Here is a 24,163-nt window from a genome sequence, read left to right as displayed (position 1 = left end):
GTCCTGCTGCCTCACGCGTTCCTGAGCCGGAAGCTGCGAACATCGCGGCCATGCGGCACAACATGGGGCCGCCCCGGAGGGGGTCGACCCCAGCTGGCAATCCAAGGCGACGGATGCGGCGAAGTGCAGCGCGGTCTCAACCCGAACGCGGTGCGCCCGCCGGCTGGTAGAGGCTGAGCACGTTGCCGTCCGGATCAAGGAAATCCAGCGCCAGTCCGCCGTCCGGCGCCTCGCTGACCGGCACCACGATCTCCACTCCCTTCGCGGCCAGCGCCTGCGCGCAGTCGTCGATGCCGCCGGCAAGACTGAACACGGCGATCGGCGTCTCGCCCGCCCTGGCCTCCCGCTGGATGAACACCAGCGAGACCGGTCCCGCCTGGGCGACGGCGAACGGACCGTCGTGTCCGTCCATCGGGGCCACCTCCAGCCCCAACGTATCGCGATAGAACGCGATGCTGCGCTCCAGCCTGGAAACGAAAAACACCACGGTTTCAAGCTTGGCTTGGCCGAGCATGGCCATCTCCTGTGTTGGTGACGTCTATTCGTTGCCGCCGGTGCCGGAAGTGTGAGCATGCCGGCGGACCAGAAGCAGGTGGCCGTCCTCGTCGTGGGTGCCAAGCGCGGCGCGCTCGCCGATCGCTGCCTTCAGTGCGCGTCGCACCAGTCCGAACTGGAGGTCGACGCTGCGCGGCGGGTCACGAACGTACGCCAGCGCCCGCGCCTGCGCCCGCAGGTCGGACGACGCGAGATCGAGCGACTTGCGGATCGAGGTCAGGCGCTGGCGGAAGGCGGCGGCCGAGAGTTCGAGCACCCACCGGATCTCCTCCGGCGACAATCCGTGCAGGGCGAGCACAGCCACCTGGCGCGCCGCGGGCGACAGTTGCCGCAACACCTGCGGCGCCGTGCAGGGGTCGGCGACCGACTCCGTCGCCGGTTCATCGTGCCCCGGAGATGCGCCTGCCTCGGCATGCCGTTCCCGGCGACGCGCACGCACCGAGCCGCGGATCGCCAGCGCCGCCTGGCGGCGCAGCACCCCTGCCAGCCATGGCGGATCGGCGCGCCCGGCGCGCAACGCCGCCAGCAGTACTTCCTGCAGCAGATCCTCGGCATCGGCCGCGCTGCGCGTCAGCTTCCGGGCCTGGTCGCGCAGCGCGCGATACGTCTCCCGATCGATCGCGGGCATCATCGCGGCGCTCGGGCCGGCGACCAACGCATGCCCGCGCGGCGCTCGCCGTCAGTCGCGCTCGCGGAACACCGCGGTTCCGCGCGAACCGTCTGGCTTCACCCAGCCGCGGTACATGCCGGACGTGTTGAACGGCATGACGATATTGCCGTCGGCATCCAGCGCGATGACGCCGCCGTCGCCGCCGTGCTCGGGGATCACCCGCATCACCACCGCGTCGGCCGCCTCCTGCAGCGACTGTCCGCCGTAGGCCACGCGCGCGCAGATGTCGTGCGCCACCGCGTTGCGGATGAAGAACTCGCCCCAGCCGGTGCCGGACACGCCGCAGCGGGCATCGGCCCAGGTGCCGGCGCCGATGACCGGCGAATCGCCCACCCGGCCCCACTTCTTGTTGGTCATGCCGCCGGTGGAGGTGGCGGCTGCGATGTGCCCGTGCACGTCCAGCGCGACCGCGCCGACGGTGCCGAAATAACGGCCGCGCAGGTCGGCAGGGACGCCCGCCTCGGCCTCGGCACGCTCGCGCTGCTGCGCACGCTCCAGCTGCTCGCGCCGGAGCTCGGTGTCGAACCAGTCGTTCGCCACCCGCTCCAGGTCGTCATGATCGTCGGCGAATCGCTCGGCGCCGTCGCTGATCAGCATCACATGCGGCGACCGCTCCATCACCCGGCGGGCGAGGCGGATCGGGCTGCGCACGGTGCGCACCGCCGCCACCGCGCCGGCGCGGCGGGTGTGGCCTTCCATGATCGAGGCGTCAAGCTCGTGACGGCCCTCGGCGTTGAACACCGCACCCTTGGCGGCATTGAAGCGCGGAGATTCCTCCAGCACCCGCACCGCGGCCTCGACGGCGTCCAGTGCGCTGCCGCCATCGGCCAGCAGCGCATGGCCGGCGTCCAGCGCGCGGTCGAGGTCGGCGCGGATGGCGCGCTCGTCGTCGGCATCCAGCTTGTCGCGCTCGATCACGCCGGCACCGCCGTGGATCACCAGGGCGACGCGTGCAGCAGGCCGATCGTACGCGTTCGCAGTCATCGCAGTCGCCATCAACAACAGCAGAGCCAACCCACGCATGCGCCTATCCTCCGCTCAAAACCGGAGGATACCCGAGCGCGGAGCCGCAGGCATGCGCTCCATCCGCCGGCTCTTGCTGCGCCGGCACCCGGCCGCCGTAGAGCGGAGCTTGCTCCGCTGCTCTCGGCTCCGGAACCCGCGTAGCGGAGCAAGCTCCGCTCTACGGGTTCATTCATTGCTGCCGCAACGCCTCGATCGGGTCCAGCTGCGAGGCCTTGCGCGCCGGGTAGTAGCCGAAGAACAGGCCGGTGGCGATCGAGAAGCCGGCGGCGAGCGCGATCACCTGGCCGTTGAGCTGCACCGGCAGCGCGCCGAGCCGGCCGACCAGCAGCGCGCCGGCCACGCCCAGCAGGATGCCGATCGCGCCGCCGATCAGCGAGATCAGCATCGCCTCGGCCAGGAACTGCCGGCGCACGTCGGACGGTCCGGCGCCGACCGCCATGCGCAGGCCGATCTCGCGGATGCGCTCGGTCACCGAGACCAGCATGATGTTCATGATGCCGATGCCGCCGACGATCAGCGAGATCGTCGCCACAGCGCCCAGCAGCAACGACATCAGCCGCGTGGTCGCGGTGCGGGTGGCGACGATCTCGGAAATGTTGCGCACGGTGAAGTCGTCCTCGTCGCCGGGATCGATACGGTGGCGCTGGCGCAGCAGCGCCTCGATCTCGCCCTGCACGTAGGGCAGGTCGTCGGCGTCGCGCACGGTCAGCGCGATCTGCATGACCGCGTTCGGCGGCAGGCCCATCGCGCCGAGCAGCCGGCGGCGGCCGGTTTCCATCGGCACCATCACCACGTCGTCCTGGTCCTGGCCGAACCCGCCCTGGCCCTTCGGCTCGAGCGCGCCGGCCACGGTGAACAGCACCCGCCCCAGGCGCACGGTCTCGCCGACGCCGCTGTCCTCGCCGAACAGCTCGCGGCGCACGGTCTCGCCGAGGATCACCACCTTGCCGGCACCGGTGTAGTCCTGCGGCTGGAAGCCCTCGCCCTCGGCCAGGCGCCAACCGTTGATCTCGAAGTAGTCCGGCTGCACGCCTTGCCAGGTCGCGGCCCAGTTGTTCTCCGCGAACACCACCTGGGCGTTGCCGCGCAGCGACCCGGAGACGTACTGCACTTCCGGGATCTCGTTGCGGATCGCCTCCACGTCGCCCTCGCTGAGGGTGAAGAAGCTGCTGGCGCTCATGCGTGCACCACCGGGCCCGCGCCGCGAACCCGGCGAGATGTCGAGCCGCTGCGAGCCCAGGCCCGAGACCAGGTTGTCGATCTCCGACTGCGTGCCCTGGCCGACCGAGACCATCACGATCACCGCGGCGATGCCGATGATCACGCCGAGCGAGGTCAGCGCGCTGCGCATCCAGTTGCCGCGCAGGGCGAATATCGCTGTGCGCAGGACGTCGCTGAAGTTCATGGCGCGCGTCCTGGACCGGGGATCTGTGGCTCTACGACTCCCGATTCCCGACTCCCGAATCCCGGCTCTTCATGCATCTCGCCGTCGCGCATCACGAAGATGCGGCCCGCATGCGCGGCCACCTCGGCGTCGTGCGTGATCAGCACCACCGTGTGGTCGTCGTCGCGCAGGCGCTTGAACAGGGCCAGGATCTCCTCGCCGGTGCGGCTGTCGAGCGCGCCGGTGGGCTCGTCGGCGAGCAGGATCGGCGGACGGTTGATCAGCGCGCGCGCGATCGCCACGCGCTGCTGCTGGCCGCCGGACAGCTCGCTGGGCCGGTGCGACGCGCGATCGCCCAGGCCGACCGCGACCAGCGTCTCGTGGGCGAGCTCGCGCCGCTCGTCCGGCGGCACCTGCGCGTAGCCCAGCGGCATGGCCACGTTCTCCAGCGCCGACATCCGCGGCAGCAGGTTGAAGCCCTGGAACACGAAACCGATCTTGTCGCGGCGCAGTACCGCCAGCTCCTCGGCGTCGAGGGTGGCGACGTCGATGCCGTCGCACAGGTACTGGCCGCTGCTGGGGGTGTCCAGGCACCCGATCAGGTTCATCAAGGTCGACTTGCCGGAGCCGGACGGTCCCATGATGGCGACGAAATCGCCACGCCCGATGCGCAGGTCGGCGTGCCTGAGCGCCACCACCTCGGCCTGGGTGCCCGGCGAGTAGACCTTGCCGAGCGCCCGGGTCTCGATGATCGGGACCTCCGCGCCGGTCACCGCGCGCGCTCGCCGGTGATGACGGGATCGCCCTCGGCGAGGTCGCCGGCGACCTCGGTGCTGCTGCCGTCGCTGGCGCCGACCCGGACCATGACCATCTGCGGCCGGTCGTCGACCAGCCTGTACAGCGGTGCGCGGCGTGCGCCCAGCAGGGCCGCAAGCTCCCGATCCCACTGCGCGCGCTGCGCCTCGTCGAGGGTTTCCCGGAACGCGCCGAAGTCCTGCTGGTAGCGCTGCAGCAGGCGCTGGCGCATCTGCGCCGCGTCACCGCCGCCGCCCGGGCCGCCGGCGACGATGCGCATGCCGCCGCCCCCGCCGAACATGCCGGGGCCGCCGCCGCTGCGTGGTGCCGCCTGGCGTGCGTTCATGCGCTCGCGGATCGCGGCCAGCGCCGGCTCGAATTCGGCGCGCTGCGGCGGCGTGAGCTCGAGCGCATCCGCCAGCCGCGCCAGATCGTCGGCAAGCCCGCCGCCGGCACGCGCCGGCGCGCCCTGCGGCAGCGCCGCCTGCGCATCGGCGGGCTTGTAGCGCAAAGCGGCGTTCGACACCTTGAGCACGTCGTCGCGCCGGCTGACGAGGATCTCGGCGTTGACGGTCAGGCCCGGCAGCAGGGTGCCGTCGCTGTTGTCCACGCTCACCACCACCGGATAGGTGATGACGTTGTTGGTGTCGGTCGCCGACAGGCGCACCTGCTGCACCACGCCGCGGAACTGGCGATCGGGGAAGGCGTCGACGGTGAACGACACGTCCTGGCCCTTCTGTACCTGGCCGATGTCGGCCTCGTCCACTGCCAGTTCGATCTGCATCTTGCTCAGGTCCTCGGCGATGGTGAACAGCTCCGGCGCCTGCAGGCTGGCAGCCACGGTCTGGCCGGGCTCGATGGTGCGGGTGAGGACCACGCCGTCGACCGGCGAGCGGATCACGGTGCGGTCGAGATTGACCCGGGTGGCCTGGGTGGAAGCGGTCTGCTGCCGGATCTGCGCCTGTGCCGAGGTGACCTGCGCGCGCGCCTGGTCGAGGGCGGCGCGGGCCAGGTCGACGTCGCTGCGCGCGACCAGCTGCCGCCCGCCGAGATCGGCCTTGCGCCGGTGGTCCAGTTCCGCGTTGCGCAGCGTGGCCTGCGCCTGTGCCAATGCGGCGCGCGCGGCGGCGACCTGCGCGTTGCCCTGCTCGATCTGCGCCTGGTAGGTGCTGGGATCGATGCGCGCGATCACCTGGTCCTTCTCGACGGTGTCGTTGAAGTCCACCAGCACGTCCGTGACCTGGCCGGAGACCTGGCTGCCGACGATGACCGTCGAGGTGGCGCTGAGCGTGCCGGTGGCCGAGATCGCCACCCGGATGTCGCCGCGCTCGATCTCGGTGGTGCGCCAGGTGCCCTCGTCGGCGCCCGCGCGCCCCTGCTGCCAGACCCACAGGCCGGCGGCCACGGCGAACGCCACGGCGACGAGGACGAGATTGCGGAGGAGTTTCGACCGGGTCGTGCGCGGGCGCGCGGGCTTGCGGCTGGTTGGACTCATCGGGTGTCGGTCATCGGAGGTCAAGGCAGGAACGCGCCGCACCAGTCGGCGTTGACACGGCAGGCCAACGCCGTTTGAACGGCCCCGGCAGCGCCGCCAGGAAGCACGCGCGGCGGCGCTCAGGCAAAGCGAACGACCGCGGTGGTGCCCTGCCCCGGCAGGCTGTCCAGCGACACCGGCCAGTCGAAGCGCTCGCCCAGCCGGCGCACGATCGACAGCCCCATGCCCTTGCCGCCGGCGGCGAACTGGTCGGCGCGATAGAACGGATCGTAGACCCGCTGCAGGATGTCCGGCGACATGCCGATGCCGGTGTCGCGCACGGTGATGCGGTCTTCGGCGATCGCCACTTCGACGCTCCCGCTCTCGGTGAACACGCAGGCATTGCTGAGCAGGTTGCCGAGCATCACCCCCAGCACCCGCGGCGGCGCGTGCAGGCGCGGCGCGGCATCGCCGGTCACACGCAGCTCCACCGGCTTGCCCGCCAGCAGCGGCCTTGCCTTGTCGACCTCTTCCAGCACCACCTCGCGGACGTCGAACTCCTCGCCCTGCGGCGCGATCTGCGCCTCCCGGGCAAGGATCAGGAAGGCATCGATCACCGCTTCCATGTCGCGTCCGGCACGCTGGATGCGCCGCAGCGAACGGTTCGAATGCGCCGGCATCCCGGGGTCGGCCAGCAGCATGTCGGTGGCGACCCGGACCACCGTCAACGGCGTGCGCAGTTCGTGGCTGGCGTCGCGGGTGAAGTCGCGCTCGCGCTGCACGAATGCCCGTACCCGTTCGGACAAGTCGCGCAGCGCGCCGCTGAGCTGGCGCACTTCGCTGCCGACGTCCCCGGGGATCCGTTCCGGCGCCAACCTGTCGGCGTCGACGGCATCCGGCTCCCAGTGCGAGACCTCGTTCGCCAGCCAGCTCACCGGTGCCACCAGTCGCCGCGACGTGCGATAGGTCATCCAGGTCACCAGGTACAGCGCCAGCATGCCGGTCAGCATCAGCATCAGCGCGCCGCTCCAGAGCACGCGCTTGGCGTAGGCGAAGGACATGTTCACGTACAGGCGGCCCGCCGGCCGCTCCTCCACCAGTACGTGGCGGTCGAAACCCGGCAGTTGATGGACGCCCGGCGGCAGCGGGCGCAGCGCCGGCGGCAGGTCCGGCGGGAGGGTGCCCGGCGCGGCGAAGTAGACCTCGGTGACGTCGGTGCGCGGCGGCCGGTGGGAGCCGCCGGCCGCATGCCCCGACCAGTACTCGCCCGCCTCGGCCCGCAGCCGCGCGTCGATCAGCACCCGCACGGCGACGGCGCAGGCGAGGGCGACGCCGATCACGATCGCCAGGCTGGCCAGCGCCGCCTGCAACAGGAATGCGAAGCGCAACTTGCGGGGCAGACCCTGCGGCATGATGCGTGACCGGACAGCGACGGCGTTGTCAGTTCGGCGACTGCTCGATATCGGCGATCCGGTAGCCCGCGCTCTGCACCGTGTGCAGCAACGACCGCTCGAACGGCTTGTCGATCGTCTTGCGCAGGTTGTACAGGTGGCTCCGCAGGGTGTCGGAGTCCGGCAGGCTGTTGCCCCAGATCTCGCGCTCGATCTCCTGACGGCTGACCACCCGCGGCGATTCGCGCATCAGGATCGTCAGCAGCTTGAGACCGATCGGCGAGAGCTGCAGTTCCTGGCCGGCACGGGTGGCGCGCAGGCTGGCCGGATCCAGCACCAGATCGGCGACCTTGAGCACCTCCGATCCCACCTGCCGGCGCTCGCGGCGGATCAGCGCCCGCAGCCGCGCCTCCAGTTCCTGGATCGCGAACGGCTTGGTCAGGTAGTCGTCGGCGCCCGAACCCAGGCCGGTCAGCTTCTCGTCGAGGGTATCGCGCGCCGTCAGCATCAACACCGGAGTGGACTTGCGGGCCTCTTCGCGCAGGCGTTTGCAGACCTCGATTCCATCCAGCCGCGGCAGCATCAGGTCCAGTACGATCACGTCGTAGCTGTTCTCCGACGCCAGGCGGTAGCCGTCCAGGCCGTCGGCCGCGTAATCGACCTCGAATCCGCGGCCCTCGAGATACTCGCCGACCATTTCCGAAATGTTGCGGTTGTCCTCGACGATCAGGATCAGACCGCCGGGTTCCTGGTTTCCACGCATACCGACTCCGATTGGCAAAGGGGATTCTTCAGGTTTGTGAAGAATGCCGGCGAGACGGTGCAGAGATTGTGAAGAAGTCGTTGCCCGCCTCCCGCACGACCCGGCGGCCGGTCCCGCCAAATGCCGCGCGCGCCGCTTACGAAGGTGAACGACGGCGTCAATGCCGTTAAAACTTGATCTTGCCAGTCAGGATGTCCTTGAACATCACCCAGTCCCCGACAAACGAGTAAAACGGATGCCGGAAGGTCGCCGGCCGGTTCTTCTCGAAGAAGAAGTGCCCCACCCAGGCGAACCCGTAGCCGCAGGCCAGCGCCGCCAGCAGCCACCAGCCGCTGCGCTGCCAGATCGCCACCGCCACCGCCACCAGCACGCCGCAACTGCCGATGAAATGCAGCCGCCGCGAGATCCGGTTGCCGTGTTCGCCCAGGTAGAAGGGATAGAACTCGCGGAAGCTGGCGAAACGGCTCATGCATGATTCTCCCGGGTCGGGCCGCACGGAAGCCTCATGATGGGCTCCAGACCGGCCGCGCACAACGGCGCGCCAGGCCAGCCGCGACAAGTCGGCGGACCCGATCCAGGACCGCCGCCGCACCGCTGGCGTGGAGCGGCCTGCTCCGCCCAACGCCGCAACGCCGGCATCGCCAGGACCATGCCGGCCGGCGCACACGGTTATTCGTCCGCGGCTTCCCCGTCCGCGATTTCGGCACGCTTGGCGCGTTGCCAGTACGCCTCCTGCTGCGCCAGCGGCAGCGCCGGCAGCGATGTGCCGTCGCCCGCGGCCAGCGCCTCCATGCTGCGGAAGCGGCGCTCGAACTTCAGATTGGCGCGGCGCATCGCGGTGCCGACGTCGACCCGCGCATGCCGCGCCAGATTTGCGGCGACGAACAGCAGATCGCCGAGCTCCTGCTCCAGGCGCGCCTGCGCGGCGGCATCGCCCGGGGCGGCGGCGATCGCGTCGAATTCGGCGCGCACCTCCTCGATCTCCTCGTGCAGCTTGTCGATCACCGGCGCCGGGCCGGGCCAGTCGAAGCCGACCTTGGCGGCGCGGTTCTGCAGCTTCAGCGCGCGCTGCCACTCGGGCAGCCCGCGCGCGATGCCGGCCAGCGCCGAAGCGTCGGTCTCGCCGCCCGCCGCCCGTTCGCGGCGCTTGTGCGCCTCCCATTCGCGCGTCTGCGCCTCGGCGTCCTCCACCGAGGCACCGGCGAAGACGTGCGGGTGCCGGCGCACCATCTTGTCGCAGATGGCGTCGACCACGTCGCCGAAGGCGAACGCGCCCATCTCCTCGGCCATGCGCGCGTGGAACACGACCTGCAGCAGCAGGTCGCCGAGCTCGTCCTTCAGCGCGGGCAGGTCCTCGCGGTCGATCGCGTCGGCGACCTCGTAGGCCTCCTCGACCGTGTACGGCGCGATCGTGGCGAAGGTCTGCTCGACGTCCCAGGGGCAGCCGCCGTCAGGATCCCGCAGCCGCGCCATGATCTCGAGCAATCGCCGGGTGTCGTCGTTTTCCTGCATGCCATCCTTCTCCAGAACCATCCTGCCCTTGTAGGAGCGGCTTCAGCCGCAACGCGCCAGGCAGCCCCATCGGTGGCGGCGACGATAAACGCGCCGCCGCGCGTTGCGAAGGGAAACAAGGGCAGAGAGCATCTGCTGTCAACTTACGCCAGGTCGGGGCTGAAGCCCCTCCTACAGTCCGACCAAGAAGCGCTTGCTCTCACAGCCAATCCTTCCACGGCAGCGCCGGATCGCCCAGGGCGATGAAATCGCCGTTGAGCAGGGTGTCGCGCCGGTTGTAGCGGAACGGCCGCCCGCGCGGGTCGACCACCAGGCCGCCCGCGCTTTCCAGGATCGCCTGCCCGGCGGCGGTGTCCCATTCGCTGGTCGGGCCGAAACGCGGATACACGTCCATGCGTCCCTCGGCCAGCCAGCAGAACTTCAGCGAGGAGCCCAGCGCCACCGGCTCGGTGTCGCCGATGCGCGCCATCAGCGCCTCGGTGCGGCCGTCGCGGTGCGAACGGCTGGCGGCGACGCGCAGGGGCGCGTGCGCGGGCCGGCGCGCGTGCAGCGCGCGCTCGCTGGTGCCTTCGCGCAGCCAGGCGCCATGGCCGGGGGCGCCGTGCCACAGTGCGCTGGTCACCGGCTGCTGGATCACCCCGAACGTGGCGATGCCGTCCTCGACCAGGGCGATGTTGACGGTGAACTCGCCGTTGCGCTTGACGAACTCGCGGGTGCCGTCGAGCGGATCGACCACCCACAGCCGCGGCCATTGCCGCCGCAACGCCAATGGCACGGTGTGCGCCGATTCCTCGGACAGCACCGGAATCTCGGGCGTCAGCGCCGCCAGTCCCTCGACGATGCAGCGGTGCGCGGCCAGGTCCGCGGCGGTCAGCGGCGAGGCGTCGTCCTTGTGCTCGACCGAAAATTCGCCGGCATAGACGTGCAGGATCGCGTCCGCGGCCTCGCGGGCGATGGCGATCACGCCTTCGCGGATGCGTTCAGCGACCAGCATGGCGCTGCAGGTATTCGCGGGCGAGGAACAGCGCGGCGATCGAGCGACCCTCGGAGAAATCCTCGCGCAGGGTCAGCTCGTGCAGCGCGTCGAGTTTCCACGGCACCACTTCGAGTTCCTCCGGCTCGTCGCCGGGCAGGCGCTCGGGATACAGGTCGCGCGCCAGCACCAGCCAGGTGAGATGGCTCATGTAGGTCGGCGCCAGCGTCAGCGAGCGCAGCACCTCCAGCCGGTGCGCGCCGTAGCCGGCCTCCTCCTTGAGCTCTCGGTCGGCGGCCTGCAGCGGCGTCTCGCCGGCGTCGATGCGGCCCTTCACCAGCCCGAGCTCGTAGCGGTGCACGCCGGCGGCGTATTCGCGCACCAGCAGCACGGTGTCGTCGTCGATCAGCGGCACCACCGCCACCGCGCCGTGGCCGCGTCCGTGCAGGCGTTCGAAACGGCGGCGCTCGCCGTTGCCGAACTCCAGGTCGAGCCGCTCCATGCGGTAGGGGCCGGCGTCGTGCTCGGTGATGGAGTGGATGATCGGCAGGCGGCGCGTCATGGTCGAAGTCCGGCCGCCGGCCGGGCGATAATGCCGGGATGACTGAGAAGTTTCACGATCCCGGCATTCTAGCCGACGCCGCCGACTGGCGCGCCCGCGACCTCGCCGTGCTGTGGCATCCGTGCACGCAGATGCGCGAGCATCCCGACACCCTGCCGCTGCTGCCGGTCGCACGCGGCGACGGCGCCTGGCTGGTCGCGCCCGACGGCCGCCGCATGCTGGACGCGGTGTCGAGCTGGTGGACCAACCTGTTCGGCCATGCCGAACCGCGCATCGCCGAGGCGATCGCGCGGCAGGCGCGCACGCTCGAGCACGTGATCCTGGCCGGCTGCTCGCACCTGCCGGCGGTGGAACTGGCCGAACGGTTGCTGGCGCTGGCGCCGCGCCAGGCCGGCCGCGACCCGCTGGCGAAGGTGTTCTACGCCGACAACGGCTCGGCCGGCGTCGAGGTCGCCCTGAAGATGGCGTTCCAATGGTTCGTGAACCGCGGCGACGAGGAACGGCGGACGAAGTTCGTCGCGCTGGAGAACGGCTACCACGGCGAGACCATCGGCGCGCTGTCGGTCGGCGACATCCCGCTGTACCGGCGGGTCTATGCGCCGCTACTGATGGAGACGCTGTTCGCGCCCTCGCCGGACGCGTATCTCGCCCGCGAGGGCCAGACCGCGGCCGGCCACGCCGAGGACGCCGGCGATGCGCTGGCCCGGCTGTTCGACGAGCATCCGGGCGAGATCTGCGCGCTGGTGCTGGAGCCGCGGGTGCAGTGCGCCGGCGGCATGCGCATGTACGACCCCGTGTACCTGAAGCGCGCACGCGAGTTGTGCGACGTGCACGGCGCGTTCCTGATCGCCGACGAGATCGCGGTCGGCTTCGGGCGCACCGGCACGTTGTTCGCCTGCGAGCAGGCAGGCGTGATGCCGGACCTGCTGTGCCTGTCGAAGGGCCTGACCGGCGGCTTCCTGCCGCTGGCGGCGGTGCTGGCCACGCAGACGATCTATGAAGGCTTCCTCGACGATTCGCGCGAACGTGCGTTCCTGCATTCGCACAGCTACACGGGAAACCCGCTGGCCTGTGCCGCCGCGCTGGCGACGCTGGACATCTTCGAGGCCGACGACGTGCTCGCCCGCAACCGGGTGACTGCGGGGAAGATGGCCGCTCTCGCCGCGCCGCTGTCGGCGCACCCGCACGTCGCCGACGTGCGCCAGGCGGGAATGATCGTCGCCTTCGAACTGACGGAAAACGGCGACCGGCGCACGCCGTTCGATCCCGCCCGCCGCATCGGGCTGCGTGCCTACCGCGCCGCGGTCGAGCGCGGGGTGTTGCTGCGTCCGCTCGGCGACATTCTCTACTGGATGCCGCCGTACTGCATCGACGACGACCAGCTGCAGCTGCTGGCCGAGACCACCCGCGCCGCGATCGAGACGGCGACCGCATGAGCGCGGACATGGAATTCCGTAGGAGCGCGCCATGCGCGCGATGCCGCGCCAAGCAGCCTTCTCCGTTGCGGCGAGACAAGGCCCGTCGCCACGGGCGGTATAAATCAATAGCCAAGCCCATCCCGATGGACCAACACGTCACCCGATGGCTCGAGGTGTGGGCTATTCATTGGCGACAGCCGTGGCGACGGCTCGTTTCTCCCTGCGGCGGAAAGGGCTGCCTGGCGCGGCATCGCGCGCATGGCGCGCTCCTACGACCGTTTCCCAGGCATGTCCGTGTCGTGGATCGGGCAGAGAAGGCCTCATGCGCCTGACCCGCGCCTACCTCGATGCATCACTGGCGCCGGGCATGCGCGTCGCGTTGTCGGACGCTGCCGCGGCGCATCTGCTGCGCGTGCTGCGCCTGCGCGAAGGCGATGCCTGCGTGCTGTTCAACGGCGACGGTCACGACTACGACTGCCGCATCGCCGCGGCCGGCAAGCGCGGCGGCGAAGCCGAGGTGCTGGCGGTGCGCACGGTCGACAACGAGTCGCCGTTGCGCATCGTGCTGCTGCAGGGCATCGCCCGCGGCGAGAAGATGGACTGGATCCTGCAGAAGGCGACCGAACTGGGCGTGGCCGGGTTCGTTCCCGTCGGCAGCGAACGCAGCGAGGTGAAGCTGGACGCCGCGCGGGCGGAAAAGCGGCTCGCGCACTGGAACAGCGTGGTGGTCGCCGCCTGCGAGCAGAGCGGCCGGGCGCGGGTTCCCGGCGTCGCCGCGGCCCAGCCCCTCGCCGCGGCGCTGCCCGCGCTGCCGCAGGGCGGGCCGCGACTGCTGCTCGACCCGTTTGCCACGCAAACGGTGGCTTCGCTGCCCGTCCCCCAGCAGGATGCACCGGTGGTGATCGCGGTAGGCCCGGAAGGCGGCTGGTCGGCCCGCGATCGCGAGACCCTGCACGCCTCCGGTTTCGCCGGGATCCGCCTCGGCCCGCGCGTGCTGCGCACCGAGACCGCGGGCATCGCCGCGATCGCGTCGCTGCAGTCGCGCTTCGGCGATCTGGGCGGATGAGCGGTCGCCGGTTGGCGAGTTCTTGCCGGCTCTCTTCGTAGGAGCGCGCCATGCGCGCGATGCCCCGAATTCTGCCGCACCGCGCCTTCAGCAATCCTGCGCAGTAAGTATGAACCTGTCCTCTCAAAGCGGCCGATCAAGCGTGCGCCGTCTCAAGGTGGCAGACACCACATTCTTTCTTCTCCCTTCGGGAGAAGGTGGCCCGAAGGGCCGGATGAGGGTACGGCGAAAGAGTAGAGGCCTGAACCGTCGCGACTTCGCCGTACCCTCACCCCAACCCCTCGCTCCGCGCCCCGGTCCGCGCCAGCGGCGCGGACGCTCAAGCGCACGCGCGCCGATGGCGCGCAAGCCGTGCGCTTTCGCCCCGACGGGAGAGGGGCTTCAAAGCCGACTGCCGGACAAAGTCTGTCCCTGCGAAGGCAGGGGTTAAACCTTTGATAGTCCCTCGGCAGAGCCGGGAGTTTGCTTCAAAGAATCAGGCGGCGCGCTGCAGCGCGTCCTCGACCGAGGCGGCGACGGCGTCGAGATCCGGGATCAGCGCCGGGTCGTCGTTGAGCAGCACGCGGGTGAGCACGCCCTCGGGCAACGCGCCCTCGTCGGCATCGGCGACCAATGCGTCGCGCGCGACCGTGACCAGGCGCGGAAAGCCCTGGGTCAGCAGCGCGAAAAAGGGCATGCGGTCGCTGCCGTGCAGCGCCTTCATCACCGCCACCTTGCTGCCGAGCCCGCCCTGCTCGGCGGCAATGCCGGCCATGCGCGAGAACGCCACCAGCGGCAGCTGCCAGCCGCGCCAGCGAATGCGGCCCAGCAGCCAGTCGGGTGCATCGGCGACCGGTTCCGGATCGGCGTAGGACAGGACTTCGGAAATGGTGGCGTTGGGCAGCAGCAGGCGTGCACCCTGAATCTGGATCAGCACGCCGCGGATGTCCTGGCGATCGTCGTTCACGCTTCTGGCTCCTCGAGATCTGCACCGGCCGGACGGTCGGAGGACGGCCAGCGCTCGGCGAGACGCGCGGCCAGTTGCCGCGGCATGCCGGACTCGCCGCCGCGGGCGATCACGACGTCGGCCGCGGCGCCGTCGTAGCAACCCTCGGGCGACTGGCCGGCGACCAGGGCGCCGCCCCAGGCGCGCCCCATGGCGGCATCGACCAGTGCAGGATCGCTGCCGCTGAGGAACAGCACCGCGGTGTCTCCCGGCGGCAGCGCCTCCGGCAATTCCGCGCCGGCGCCTTCGGCGCGCGCGAAGCGCAACTGCGCGCGATCGCGCACGACGGTGATGTCCGGCGGCAGGAAATACACATGGCCGGGCTCGGCGGCGGCGCCGTCCTCGGCCAGGACCGCCGGCAACTGCGCAGCGCGCTCCATCTGGCGCACCAGGCGGTCGTAGCGCCCGCCGTCCAGGCGCAGGCGCACCAGCAGCGGACGCGGAAATCCGGACGGGATCGCCGCCAGCAACTGGCGCACCGCGTCCGGTCCGCCCAGCCCGCCTTCGATCAGCACCGCGCCGCGTTCCGGGCCATGGCCGTAGCTGTCGGCATCGACCAGCTCGAGGCCGGCGATCCGCACCTCCAGGTCGGCCAGGTCCTGGCTGAAGCGCCGGTCGGTGGAAGCGGAATCCGGCGCCGTGGCACCGTCGGCGAGCATCGACTCCAGGTCATCGAGCGAGGCATCGGTGGCGAACGCATCATCGCCGGCGCCCGGGCTCGCCTCCGTCGCGGCCGTCGCCTCATCTGCATCGGCCGGTGCATCCCGCGCGTCGTCATCGACGTCGTCGCCGGCTTCGAAACTGATGTCCTCCAGCGACAGTCCCTCGACATCCAGCCCGTCGAGGGTCACGTCCTGCAGCGTAATTCCGCCGAGCGCGACGTCCTCGGCGGAGGCAGCGAACGCACCGCCGTCGGCGGTGGAAGCGACGACCTCGGCCACGATCGCGGACGCAGCGGCTTCCATCGAACCCACGGGCTCCAGTGTGGAATCGGCCGACTCCACTGCGTCCAGGCCGCCGTCGCGCGGCACGTCTTCCGCCGCCGTCTGCATTTCGCCGGCGATCGACGCCAGGTCGAGTGCCGACACTTCGCGGTAGCCCGGCGACAGCGGCCCGGGCAACGGCTGCCATTCGCCGTCCTGCTCGCGCCCGGGCGGCAGCACGTCGTCGTGGCGGTTGAGCTTGGCCGCAAGATGCCGCACCCAGCGTGCGGCGTCCCAGCCGGCGCGCTGCGCCGCCAGTTCCGCCTCGTCGAAGATCACAGCGATCCGCGGGTCGCCGAGCAGCGATTCGTAGGCATCGAGCGCATCCTCGATGGCCGGCTCGAGCGCCACCAGGATCGCCTGCGGCGAGGTCGCGGCGACCTCGCCGACGTCGGTGGACACCGGATCGGCGACCACCACCAGGTCCGCGCCGGCCTCGCGCAGCGCCGACGCCAGGCGCTCGCGGGCATCGCCGGGACGCGCCAGCAGCGCGACGCGGGTGGCGCCGTCAACCATCGCCGCGTCCGCTCCCGAGCAGGTCCAGCACGTTGCGCATCAGTTCGTTCTCCTGGTACGGCTTGCCGAGATAGCGTTCCACGCCGATCTCGAACGCGCGCTGGCGATGCTTTTCGCCGGTGCGCGAGGTGATCATCACGATCGGCACGCCGCGCAGGCGCGGATCGGCCTTCATCTGCGTGGCCAGCTCGTAGCCGTCCATGCGCGGCATCTCGATGTCGAGCAGCATCAGGTCGGGCACACGCTCGTCCAGGCGCTCGAGCGCATCGATGCCGTCCCTCGCCGTCACCACCTCGAGGTTGTGGCGCTCGAGCACGCGGCCGGTGACCTTGCGCATGGTCACCGAGTCGTCGACCACCATCACCAGCGGCACCTGGCGCCGTTCCGGCGCTCCGGTGGAGCCTTCCTCGCGCGGCTGCACCACCTGGCGGCGCACCAGCGGCGCGACGTCGAGGATCACGACCACGCTGCCGTCGCCCATGATGGTGGCGCCGAAGATGCCGGGCACCGAGGCGACCTGCGGCCCCACCGGCTTCACCACGATCTCGCGGTTGCCGACGATCTGGTCGACCGCCACCGCGGCGCGCAGGTCGCCGGCGCCGATCAGCAGCAGCGGCATCTGCAGCTGTCCGTCGGCCCGCGCCGGCGCATGGCCGACCAGCTTGCCGAGGTCGTGCAGCGCGTACTCCTCGCCGCCGTACGAATAGCCGGCCTGCTGCGGGTCGCCCATGCGCGCGCGCGAGATCCGGCCGACGCCGCGCACCGAGGCGATCGGCACCGCGAAGCTGGTCTCGCCGATATGCACGAACACCGCCTGGGTGACCGCCAGCGTCTGCGGCAGGCGCAGGGTGAACCTGGTGCCTTCGCTGCTGCGCGAATCGATGTCGAGGGTGCCGCCGAGCTGGCGCACCTCGCTGGCCACCACGTCCATGCCGACGCCGCGGCCGGCCAGCCGGCTGACCTCGTCGGCGGTGGAGAAGCCGGGCTCGAAGATCATCGTGTCGAGGTCGCTGTTGCCGAGCACCGCGTCGGCACGCACCAGGCCGCGCTGCTCGGCGCGGCGCCGGATCGCGTCGCGGTCGAGGCCGCGCCCGTCGTCGCCGACCTCGAGCACCACTTCCGAGCCTTCGCGGCGCACCGCGATCCGCACCGTGCCCTCTTCCGGCTTGTTCGCCCTGCGGCGCGCCTTCGGATCTTCCAGGCCGTGCACCACGGCGTTGCGCAGCATGTGCTCCAGCGGCGCGGTCATGCGCTCGAGCACGTTGCGATCGAGTTCGCCCTGGGCGCCGTCGAGCTTCAGCTGCACCTGCTTGCCGGTCTCGGCGGCGGCCTGCCGCACCACCCGCCGCAGGCGCGGCAGCAGCGCGTCGAAGGGCACCATGCGCGTGCGCATGAGGCCTTCCTGCAGGTCGGAACTCACCCGCGACTGCTGCAGCAGCAGGGTTTCGTACTGGCGCGTCAGGTCGTCGAGCGTGCCCTGCAGGCTGGTCATGTCGGTGGCCGATTCGGCCAGCGCGCGCGACAGCTGCTGCAGGGTGGAGAAACGGTCGAGTTCCAGCGGATCGAACGTGGCGTCGCCGCTGTCGCCCTCGCGCTGGAAGCGGGCGATGATCTGCGCCTCGGTCTCGATGTCGAGGCGGCGCAGCTGGTCGCGCAGACGGGTGTTGGTCTGCTCCATCTCCGCCATGGCCGCGCGGAAGGCACCCAGCTGCTGCTCGAGGCGGGCGCGGTAGATCGCCACCTCGCCGGCGTAGTTGACCAGGCGGTCGAGCAGGTCGGCACGGATGCGTACCTGCTCCTGCGGGACGCGCACGGTGATGTCGTCGCCGTCGCCCGCCGTGTCATCGCCGATCGGCGCCGACAGCGGTGCGAGCTCCACGACCGGCGCCGGGACCGAGGCAGCAGGCCCGGTTTCGACCTGTGCTGCCGGCGTTTCGCCGCGGGCACGGGCGTCGAACTCGGCGCTCAATTCCTCGGACGGCGATACCGCACGGCGTTCGCCGACACGCGTCACCATCACGTGCAGGCGGTCGAACCCGCGCTCGAGCAGCGGAATGCCGTCGCTGCCGAGTTCGCAGCGCTGCTCGACCACCGACTCCAGCAGCGACTCCATCGCATGGCCGAGTTCGCCGATGGCCATGATCCCGGCCATGCGCGCACCGCCCTTGATGGTATGCAGGTCGCGTTGCAACCCGACCAGCGGTTCGCGCTCGCCGGGCGCCTCGCGCAGCTGCGAGAGCAGGCGATCGGCATGATCGAGCAGATCGCTGCTTTCCTCGACGAAGATGTCGACGAGTTCGGCGTCGAGATCGGCCAGCTCGAGCGGCGCGTCCGGGTCCTCGGCCGACGCCGTCCCGGCCTGCGCGGTCGCGGCCGGGGCATCATCGGGCGTCGCCGGTTCCGCGATGGACTCCGGCACCTCGGCCCCGGATCCGGCGGCCGCGGCGGCATTTTCGGCCTCCAGGCGGGCAAGCCTGTCCTGTTCCGCGTACTCGGCTTCGAGGCGCGCGTACTCGGCGTCCTCCTCCGCCTGCAGGCGTTCGGCTTCGAGACGTTCGGCTTCGAGACGTTCGGCTTCGAGACGTTCGGCTTCGAGACGTTCGGCTTCGAGGCGCTCGGCTTCGAGGCGTTCGGCTTCGAGACGTTCGGCTTCGAGGCGCTCGGCTTCGAGGCGCTCGGCTTCGAGGCGTTCGGCTTCGAGACGCTCGGCTTCGAGACGCTCGGCTTCGAGGCGCTCGGCTTCGAGGCGTTCGGCTTCGAGGCGCTCGGCTTCGAGGCGTTCGGCTTCGAGACGTTCGGCTTCGAGGCGCTCGGCTTCGAGGCGCTCGGCTTCGAGACGTTCGGCTTCGAGACGTTCGGCTTCGAGACGTTCGGCTTCGAGGCGCTCGGCTTCGAGGCGTTCGGCTTCGAGGCGTTCGGCTTCGAGGCGCTCGGCCTCGCCACCGCGTTCCGCCGCTACCGCCTCTTCCCCGGACTCGCGCCCGAACTCCGGCACCGCAACCCCGGCAAGATCGCCGTAGGCGCTCAGGTCGAGCGCCGACAGCTCCGCATCCACCGGCCCCATCGCCAGCGACGCGTCATCGCCATCGTCATCGGCGTCGTCGACCGGCGGTGTCGGCCGGACTTCCGGCAAGCCGTCGCGCAAGGCCGCCAGCCGCGCGGCCAGGGCATCGCATGTCGGCACCTGCGGACGGCTGGACTTCAGCCCCGCGACGGTGGCGCCCACGAGTGTCGACAGCTCGCCGATCGCGGCGACGCCCTCGGCGTCGGCAACGGCCTGTGCCGCCAGCATCCGGCGGATGTAGGACTCGGCGGGCGCCAGCGCCTCGGTGATCACCGGCACCTCGGCCATCGCGAAAGCGCCGTTCATGGTGTGAACCGCGCGCAGCAGGACATCGTCGGCCGCGCTGTCGCCGGCGGCCGCGCGCTTCACCCATGCGTCCACGGTGGCGAGATGGCCGGTGACCTCGGCATCGAGGATCTCGAGCAGCAGTGCATCGACCGAGGCCGGCACCATGTCGGGAACATCGGCACCGACGGTCTCCGGTCCGGGCACACCGACTGCGGCATCCGTCGCGTCCGATGCCTGCGCTTCGTCGGTCACCGGCGCGGCGGCTTCGTCCGTTTCGGGCGCGGCGGCCGTTGTCTCGGCACGGACCATCGCGGGCCGCGGCGGCGCCTCGTCGCCCGCGGCGATGCGCTCGGCATCGGTCTGCATCTGCGCCAGGTCGACCTCGACCGCGGCCTCGCCGCGCAGCGCCGACTGTAGCTGCGGCAGCGTCTGGAACGCCTGGTCGACCATCGCCACGACCGTCGGGGTAGCCGTGCGCGATCCGTCGAGCACGCGGTTGAGCAGGCTCTCGACCTTCCAGCTGAAATCGCCGAGCGCGCGTGCGCCGACCAGGCGCCCGCTGCCCTTGAGGGTATGGAATACGCGCCGGATCGGGCGCAGCCGCTCCATGTCGTCGGGCTGCTCGCGCCACGGCGGCAGCAGCCGGTCGAGATTGTCGATCTCCTCGGCGAACTCCTCGAGGAAGACCTCGCGGATCTCGTCGTCGATGTCGTCGTCCGTCGCCTCGAAGCCGCCATCCATGCGGACCGCGGCCGTGGACGCCGCCGGCGCAGCGGGTTCGGCGCGCGGGTCCTGCCCGGCATGCGGACGGTCGATGAACGCGGCCACGCCGGCGGCGATCGCCTCGGGCGCCGCGGTCCGCCCGCTGCCGGCGGCGGCGGCGACATCGGCGGATTCGGCAACGGGTGTCTGTTCCGGCGGCAGCGGCCAGTAGCCGAGCGTTTCGAGACTGTTGCGCGCGATGTCGAGGATGTCGTCGCGGTTGCCGCGCTGCTCGCGCAGCGCCTCGAGGTAGTACTCGAGGCTGGCCAGCGCGTCGGCCAGGGTGTCGAGCTGGCGGCCGTTGGGCACGCGCTTGCGCGCGAGCAGCTCGGTCTCGGTATAGCGGCGCACGCCGGTCAGGTAATCGGCCGGCAACGGCAGCTGGAGCATCTGCAGCGCGCCGGAGACTTCCTGCAGCAGGCGCGGGACCTCCACCAGCTCGCCGTGGTCCCAGCTGGTCTCGACGAAGGCGACGAACGCCTGGCGTGCGTCGGAGAAGTTGGCGATCGCCTCGCGGGCGAGGACTTCCCCGGCCTTGCGCGATTCGCCGACCAGCGGATCCTCGTCGTTGCTGGCGTCGCCGTCGCCGAGGCGCGCGACCTGGTCGTCCAGCGACGCATCGACGTACAGCAGCGAACCGGCGATGTCGAGCAGGGCGTTCTCGTCGGCGTGGCGGTCGCCGCGCACGATCGCTTCCATCGCCTCGCGCTGCTGCTGCACCACGGTGCGGGCGACGCCGAGGCCGAGCATGCCGAGGGTATCGGCGACGCGGCCCAGCGCCTCCACCTGCGGCTGCAGCGCGGCGGTGCTGCGCTCGCCGGTGCGCAGGTGCAGGTCGAGGACGTCCTTGACCCGCAGCAGGTCTTCCTTCACCGCGCCGGCCACCGTATCCAGGAGCGTACGGTTGCGGCCGCGCAAGCTGCCGCGGGCGTGGTCGAGTTCGGCTTCGCTCGGCGCCGGGGCGTCCAGGTCGAAGGTGTCGCGCAGCTCGCGCAGCGCCGCATGCTCGCCGCCGTTGCTGGCGACGTGGTAGAGCAGTTGCCGGGTCGGCTCGAGCGCGGTTTCCGGCGACGGCACGCCGAAGCCGTCGTGCTGCAGCTGCTGGCGCGCCTCGCGCACCACGCCGGCGAAGCCCTGGCGCAATGCCGCGTCCGGCGCGATGGCGCCGTCACGCAGCGCCTGCATCGTCCGCGAGGCGACCCACAGCATCCGCCGCACCGGTTCCTCGCGCGTCTGCGGCAACAGCGCCTCCAGCGTGGCCGCGAACGCCGCCGCATCGGCCGGGCCGCCGTCGTCCGGCCAGGCCGCCATCGCCGCGTTGAGTTCCGCAAGCCGCGCGGCCGTCCGGCCGCGCGCCGGATCCGGCTCGGGCGCCGCCTGCGGCAGGTCGGCCGGGAGCGGACGCTGCAGGTCGGGCGCGAACAGCACGCTCTCGCTCAGGCCGGCGGCGCCGCGCGCCGCACGCAGCTCGTTGAGCAGCGGCAGCAGCACGATCGGGATGTCCTTGTGACCGCCCTGCAGACGTTCCAGGTAGTCGGGCAGCAGCACGGCGCCGCGCATCAGCGAGGCACAGGCGCCGTCGCGGTCGCGGGTGGCGCCTTCCTGCAGCGTCTGCGCCAGGCGCTCCATCTCCTCGGCGACCATCGCCGGGGCGTACAGCTCGACCATGCGCAGGGTGCCCTGCACCTGGTGCAGGTAGCCGGCGCAGAAGCGCATGCGGCTGGCGTCGGTGGGATCGTCGACGAATGCCTCGATCTCGATCCGCGCCTGCTGCAGCGTCTCGTCGAGCTCCGGCTTGACCCAGCCGAGCGTGGTGTAGTCGATCGCATCGCGCAGCGCCGTCATCGCATCCCCCGAGGAAGATGCGCATGCGCGCTGTGGCAGGTACCGGTGGGCTTCATGCGCGTGTTCGTCTCGTCCTGGCGATCGGCCGCGGTCAGGCCGGCAGCTTGAAGTCGGCGACCGAACGGCGCAGGTCGGCCGCGAGCTGGGCCAGGTTGCCGATCGACTCGGCGGTCTGGCTGGCGCCCTGCGAGGTCTGCGCGGTGATCGACTGGATCGTGTTCATCGCCTGGGTGATGTTGGAGGCCGCGGCCGACTGCTGCTGCGCGGCGCTGGAGATGCCCTGAATCAGGTCGGCCAGGCTGGTCGACACGCTTTCGATCTCGCCCAGCGCGGTACCCGCGTCCTCGGCCAGTCGTGCGCCGGCGACCACTTCCGAGGTCGTCTGCTCCATCGAGCTGACCGCCTCGTTCGTATCCGACTGAATCGTCTGCACCAGGGTCTCGATGCGCTTGGTCGCGTTGGAGGCACGTTCGGCGAGTCGCTGCACTTCGTCGGCCACCACCGCGAAGCCACGGCCGGCCTCGCCCGCGGACGCCGCCTGGATCGCCGCGTTCAGCGCCAGGATGTTGGTCTGCTCGGAGATGTCGTTGATCAGTTCCACGATCGAGCCGATCTCCTGCGAGCTCTCGCCCAGGCGCTTGATGCGCTTGGAGGTCTCCTGGATCTGGTCGCGGATCGAGTCCATGCCCTGGATCGTCTGCCGCACCACGCCGGCGCCCTTGGTGGCGATCCGCACCGAGCGCTGCGCCACGTCGGCCGACTCGGCGGAGTTCTTCGACACCTGATCGATGCTGGCCGCGATCTCGCTGATGCGGGTCGAGGCCGAGGTGATCTCACGCGCCTGGTGTTCGGCGGCCTCCGCCAGGTGCATGGCGGTGGCCTGGGTCTCCTGGGCGCTGGAGGACACCTGCACCGAGGTGTCGTTGATCGTCTGCACCAGGTTGCGCAGCTGCTCGACCGCGAAGTTGATCGAGTCGGCGATCGCGCCGGTCATGTCCTCGGTCACCGTGGCCTTGACGGTCAGGTCGCCTTCGGCCAGCGAGCCCATCTCGTCCAGCAGGCGCATGATCGCCTCCTGGTTGCGGTTGTTGAGCTCCATGGTGGTTTCGTAGCGCTGCTTCTGCGCGCGGTTCAGGCTGAGCACCAGCAGCACGATCGCGGCCAGCGCCAGCGCGCCGGCGGCGATGCTGATCCAGACGTTGCCGAGGATGCTGGTGTCGGCCAGCGAGCCGAACGCGGTGAAGGCCTGGAACAGGGCCTCGCTGTCGGACAGCAGCCGGTCGGAACCGGCGGTCAGCGCCGCCGCCGCCGCCTGTGCGCCGAACAGGTTCTGCGCGCTGCCGAGGATGGCGTCGAGGTCCTGCTTCATCTCGGTCCACAGCCCGGTGGCGTTCTCCAGCGCCGCCAGCGCACCGCTGTTGCTCAGCGCCTGCACGTTCATGCCCTCGTCGCCCTCGCGCAGGCCCTCGAGCACCTGCTCGAACACGCCGACGTCGCGCGCCAGCGCCTCGCCCGCGATCGCCGCGGCGCCGCCACCGGCCTGGATCTCGGTGACGCGGCGGGCCATGGTCGAGGCCAGCACCACCTCGCGCAGCGCGATGTAGACCTGCGAGGCCGGCGAGCCGCTGTTGGACATCGCGCGCACCAGTTCGTCGAGCTGCGCCTGCAGCTGCGGCACCCGCTGGGTGAAGCGCTCGGCATTGCCGGCCAACGCCAGCACCGCCTGTTCGCTGGCGATCACCTGCTGCGCGTGCTGGTCCAGCGGCGCCCAGGTCTCGCTCACGCTGCGGATCGGCCCGGCGACGCCGGCGGTGGTGCCGAAGTTGCTGTTGAGTCCGGCGATGTCGCCGTCGATCTGCGCCTTGGTCGCCTTGAACGCCGCGTAGGCCTCGGCGTCGCCGGCGACCGCCTCGCGGCCCTGGATCGCCAGCCGCTGCGAGTTCACCTGCAGGCTGGAGGCCGCGGTGCTGGCGCCGCCCAGGCGCGCCGCCTTCCAGATCGCGTAGCCGGTGTTGGCGCCGAAGATCAGCAGCGCGACCGCCAGCACGGTCAACCAGAAGTTGGTGCCCAGATTGCGGCCCTTGCCGGCGACGGTGTCCATTACGGTGCTCATGGCGTTACCCCTGTGTCT

The 24,163-nt window shown here is 70.9% G+C and carries 18 protein-coding genes and 2 pseudogenes; 3 read left to right on the top strand and 17 right to left on the bottom strand.

The annotated features are described in order from the left end of the window. Positions 1-136: 136 nt before the first annotated feature. The 12 genes from AB5T46_RS01740 to nudE form a co-directional block, all read right to left on the bottom strand. Positions 137-514, bottom strand: coding sequence for a VOC family protein (locus AB5T46_RS01740; protein ID WP_370562089.1), 378 nt, complete (start codon positions 512-514; stop codon positions 137-139). 24 nt (positions 515-538) lie between these two features. Next, positions 539-1,186 (bottom strand): RNA polymerase sigma factor, encoded by a 648-nt coding sequence (locus AB5T46_RS01735; protein ID WP_370562088.1) that lies wholly within the window; start codon positions 1,184-1,186, stop codon positions 539-541. A 48-nt stretch (positions 1,187-1,234) separates the two neighbouring features. Further along, a complete protein-coding gene (locus tag AB5T46_RS01730) occupies positions 1,235-2,248 on the bottom strand; it encodes an isoaspartyl peptidase/L-asparaginase family protein (RefSeq protein ID WP_370562087.1) in 1,014 nt (337 codons plus the stop codon). Positions 2,249-2,420: 172 nt separating this feature from the next. Beyond that, positions 2,421-3,656 (bottom strand): ABC transporter permease, encoded by a 1,236-nt coding sequence (locus AB5T46_RS01725; RefSeq protein ID WP_370562086.1) that lies wholly within the window; start codon positions 3,654-3,656, stop codon positions 2,421-2,423. Then, positions 3,653-4,408: an ABC transporter ATP-binding protein gene (locus AB5T46_RS01720; RefSeq protein WP_370562085.1), complete on the bottom strand. Its 756-nt coding sequence runs from the start codon at positions 4,406-4,408 to the stop codon at positions 3,653-3,655. The genes AB5T46_RS01725 and AB5T46_RS01720 overlap by 4 nt, the downstream gene beginning before the upstream one ends. Continuing rightward, positions 4,405-5,925, bottom strand: a complete 1,521-nt coding sequence (locus AB5T46_RS01715; RefSeq protein WP_370562084.1) for an efflux RND transporter periplasmic adaptor subunit — start codon at positions 5,923-5,925, stop codon at positions 4,405-4,407. Before AB5T46_RS01715 ends, AB5T46_RS01720 begins: the two co-directional genes overlap by 4 nt. Positions 5,926-6,044: 119 nt before the next feature. Continuing rightward, the gene (locus AB5T46_RS01710) at positions 6,045-7,316 is read right to left on the bottom strand and encodes a sensor histidine kinase (RefSeq protein WP_370562083.1); all 1,272 of its coding nucleotides are present in this window, start codon (positions 7,314-7,316) and stop codon (positions 6,045-6,047) included. A 28-nt stretch (positions 7,317-7,344) separates the two neighbouring features. Continuing rightward, positions 7,345-8,058 carry a response regulator transcription factor gene (locus AB5T46_RS01705; protein WP_370562082.1) on the bottom strand — a complete coding sequence of 238 codons (714 nt, stop codon included), beginning with the start codon at positions 8,056-8,058 and terminating at the stop codon, positions 7,345-7,347. A 166-nt stretch (positions 8,059-8,224) separates the two neighbouring features. Further along, positions 8,225-8,527 carry an Mpo1-like protein gene (locus AB5T46_RS01700; RefSeq protein ID WP_370562081.1) on the bottom strand — a complete coding sequence of 101 codons (303 nt, stop codon included), beginning with the start codon at positions 8,525-8,527 and terminating at the stop codon, positions 8,225-8,227. A gap of 200 nt (positions 8,528-8,727) precedes the next feature. Next, positions 8,728-9,591: a nucleoside triphosphate pyrophosphohydrolase gene (gene mazG / locus AB5T46_RS01695; RefSeq protein ID WP_370562080.1), complete on the bottom strand. Its 864-nt coding sequence runs from the start codon at positions 9,589-9,591 to the stop codon at positions 8,728-8,730. A gap of 178 nt (positions 9,592-9,769) precedes the next feature. After that, positions 9,770-10,564 carry a 3'(2'),5'-bisphosphate nucleotidase CysQ gene (gene cysQ / locus AB5T46_RS01690; protein WP_370562079.1) on the bottom strand — a complete coding sequence of 265 codons (795 nt, stop codon included), beginning with the start codon at positions 10,562-10,564 and terminating at the stop codon, positions 9,770-9,772. After that, on the bottom strand, positions 10,551-11,105 hold the full coding sequence (nudE, locus tag AB5T46_RS01685) for an ADP compounds hydrolase NudE (RefSeq protein ID WP_370562078.1): 555 nt from the start codon (positions 11,103-11,105) through the stop codon (positions 10,551-10,553). The genes cysQ and nudE overlap by 14 nt, the downstream gene beginning before the upstream one ends. A 38-nt stretch (positions 11,106-11,143) precedes the next feature. Between nudE and bioA the strand changes: the two genes are divergently transcribed. Together bioA and AB5T46_RS01675 are read left to right on the top strand one after the other, a co-directional pair. Continuing rightward, complete coding sequence (bioA, locus tag AB5T46_RS01680; protein ID WP_370562077.1) at positions 11,144-12,541, top strand: adenosylmethionine--8-amino-7-oxononanoate transaminase; 1,398 nt, start codon at positions 11,144-11,146, stop codon at positions 12,539-12,541. A 304-nt stretch (positions 12,542-12,845) separates the two neighbouring features. Then, complete coding sequence (locus tag AB5T46_RS01675) at positions 12,846-13,589, top strand: 16S rRNA (uracil(1498)-N(3))-methyltransferase (RefSeq protein WP_370562076.1); 744 nt, start codon at positions 12,846-12,848, stop codon at positions 13,587-13,589. Between the two features lie 475 nt (positions 13,590-14,064). Here the strand turns inward: AB5T46_RS01675 and AB5T46_RS01670 are convergent, their stop codons facing one another. From AB5T46_RS01670 to AB5T46_RS01660, 3 genes and pseudogenes are all read right to left on the bottom strand, one after another. Beyond that, complete coding sequence (locus AB5T46_RS01670) at positions 14,065-14,535, bottom strand: chemotaxis protein CheW (protein ID WP_370562075.1); 471 nt, start codon at positions 14,533-14,535, stop codon at positions 14,065-14,067. Further along, positions 14,532-16,073: a chemotaxis protein CheB gene (locus AB5T46_RS01665; protein WP_370562074.1), complete on the bottom strand. Its 1,542-nt coding sequence runs from the start codon at positions 16,071-16,073 to the stop codon at positions 14,532-14,534. The genes AB5T46_RS01670 and AB5T46_RS01665 overlap by 4 nt, the downstream gene beginning before the upstream one ends. Further along, positions 16,066-18,360 (bottom strand): annotated as a pseudogene (locus tag AB5T46_RS01660) (response regulator); the annotation flags it as partial. The pseudogene AB5T46_RS01660 and the gene AB5T46_RS01665, both read right to left, overlap by 8 nt. A 143-nt stretch (positions 18,361-18,503) precedes the next feature. Between AB5T46_RS01660 and AB5T46_RS01655 the strand changes: the two are divergent. Beyond that, positions 18,504-19,406, top strand: coding sequence for a pentapeptide repeat-containing protein (locus AB5T46_RS01655; RefSeq protein WP_370562429.1), 903 nt, complete (start codon positions 18,504-18,506; stop codon positions 19,404-19,406). A gap of 454 nt (positions 19,407-19,860) precedes the next feature. Here the strand turns inward: AB5T46_RS01655 and AB5T46_RS01650 are convergent. Together AB5T46_RS01650 and AB5T46_RS01645 are read right to left on the bottom strand one after the other, a co-directional pair. Further along, a pseudogene (locus tag AB5T46_RS01650) lies at positions 19,861-22,032 on the bottom strand (Hpt domain-containing protein); the annotation flags it as partial. 91 nt (positions 22,033-22,123) lie between these two features. Beyond that, positions 22,124-24,145, bottom strand: coding sequence for a methyl-accepting chemotaxis protein (locus tag AB5T46_RS01645; RefSeq protein ID WP_370562073.1), 2,022 nt, complete (start codon positions 24,143-24,145; stop codon positions 22,124-22,126). Positions 24,146-24,163: the final 18 nt, after the last annotated feature.

Source organism: Luteimonas salinilitoris (assembly GCF_041300785.1).
Classification (GTDB): Bacteria; Pseudomonadota; Gammaproteobacteria; order Xanthomonadales; family Xanthomonadaceae; genus Luteimonas; species Luteimonas salinilitoris.
The sequence above is the reverse complement of the archived record's forward strand: the minus strand, read 5'-3'. Positions and strand labels throughout refer to the sequence as shown.

Coding starts and splice junctions, on each gene's coding strand:
- AB5T46_RS01725 (WP_370562086.1), bottom strand. CDS start 3,656: ATGAACTTCAGCGACGTCCTGCGCACAGCGATATTCGCCCTGCGCGGC.
- AB5T46_RS01645 (WP_370562073.1), bottom strand. CDS start 24,145: ATGAGCACCGTAATGGACACCGTCGCCGGCAAGGGCCGCAATCTGGGC.
- AB5T46_RS01675 (WP_370562076.1), top strand. CDS start 12,846: ATGCGCCTGACCCGCGCCTACCTCGATGCATCACTGGCGCCGGGCATG.
- AB5T46_RS01665 (WP_370562074.1), bottom strand. CDS start 16,073: ATGGTTGACGGCGCCACCCGCGTCGCGCTGCTGGCGCGTCCCGGCGAT.
- AB5T46_RS01735 (WP_370562088.1), bottom strand. CDS start 1,186: ATGATGCCCGCGATCGATCGGGAGACGTATCGCGCGCTGCGCGACCAG.
- nudE (WP_370562078.1), bottom strand. CDS start 11,105: ATGACGCGCCGCCTGCCGATCATCCACTCCATCACCGAGCACGACGCC.
- mazG (WP_370562080.1), bottom strand. CDS start 9,591: ATGGTTCTGGAGAAGGATGGCATGCAGGAAAACGACGACACCCGGCGA.
- AB5T46_RS01710 (WP_370562083.1), bottom strand. CDS start 7,316: ATGCCGCAGGGTCTGCCCCGCAAGTTGCGCTTCGCATTCCTGTTGCAG.
- bioA (WP_370562077.1), top strand. CDS start 11,144: ATGACTGAGAAGTTTCACGATCCCGGCATTCTAGCCGACGCCGCCGAC.
- cysQ (WP_370562079.1), bottom strand. CDS start 10,564: ATGCTGGTCGCTGAACGCATCCGCGAAGGCGTGATCGCCATCGCCCGC.
- AB5T46_RS01730 (WP_370562087.1), bottom strand. CDS start 2,248: ATGCGTGGGTTGGCTCTGCTGTTGTTGATGGCGACTGCGATGACTGCG.
- AB5T46_RS01715 (WP_370562084.1), bottom strand. CDS start 5,925: ATGAGTCCAACCAGCCGCAAGCCCGCGCGCCCGCGCACGACCCGGTCG.
- AB5T46_RS01700 (WP_370562081.1), bottom strand. CDS start 8,527: ATGAGCCGTTTCGCCAGCTTCCGCGAGTTCTATCCCTTCTACCTGGGC.
- AB5T46_RS01740 (WP_370562089.1), bottom strand. CDS start 514: ATGCTCGGCCAAGCCAAGCTTGAAACCGTGGTGTTTTTCGTTTCCAGG.
- AB5T46_RS01705 (WP_370562082.1), bottom strand. CDS start 8,058: ATGCGTGGAAACCAGGAACCCGGCGGTCTGATCCTGATCGTCGAGGAC.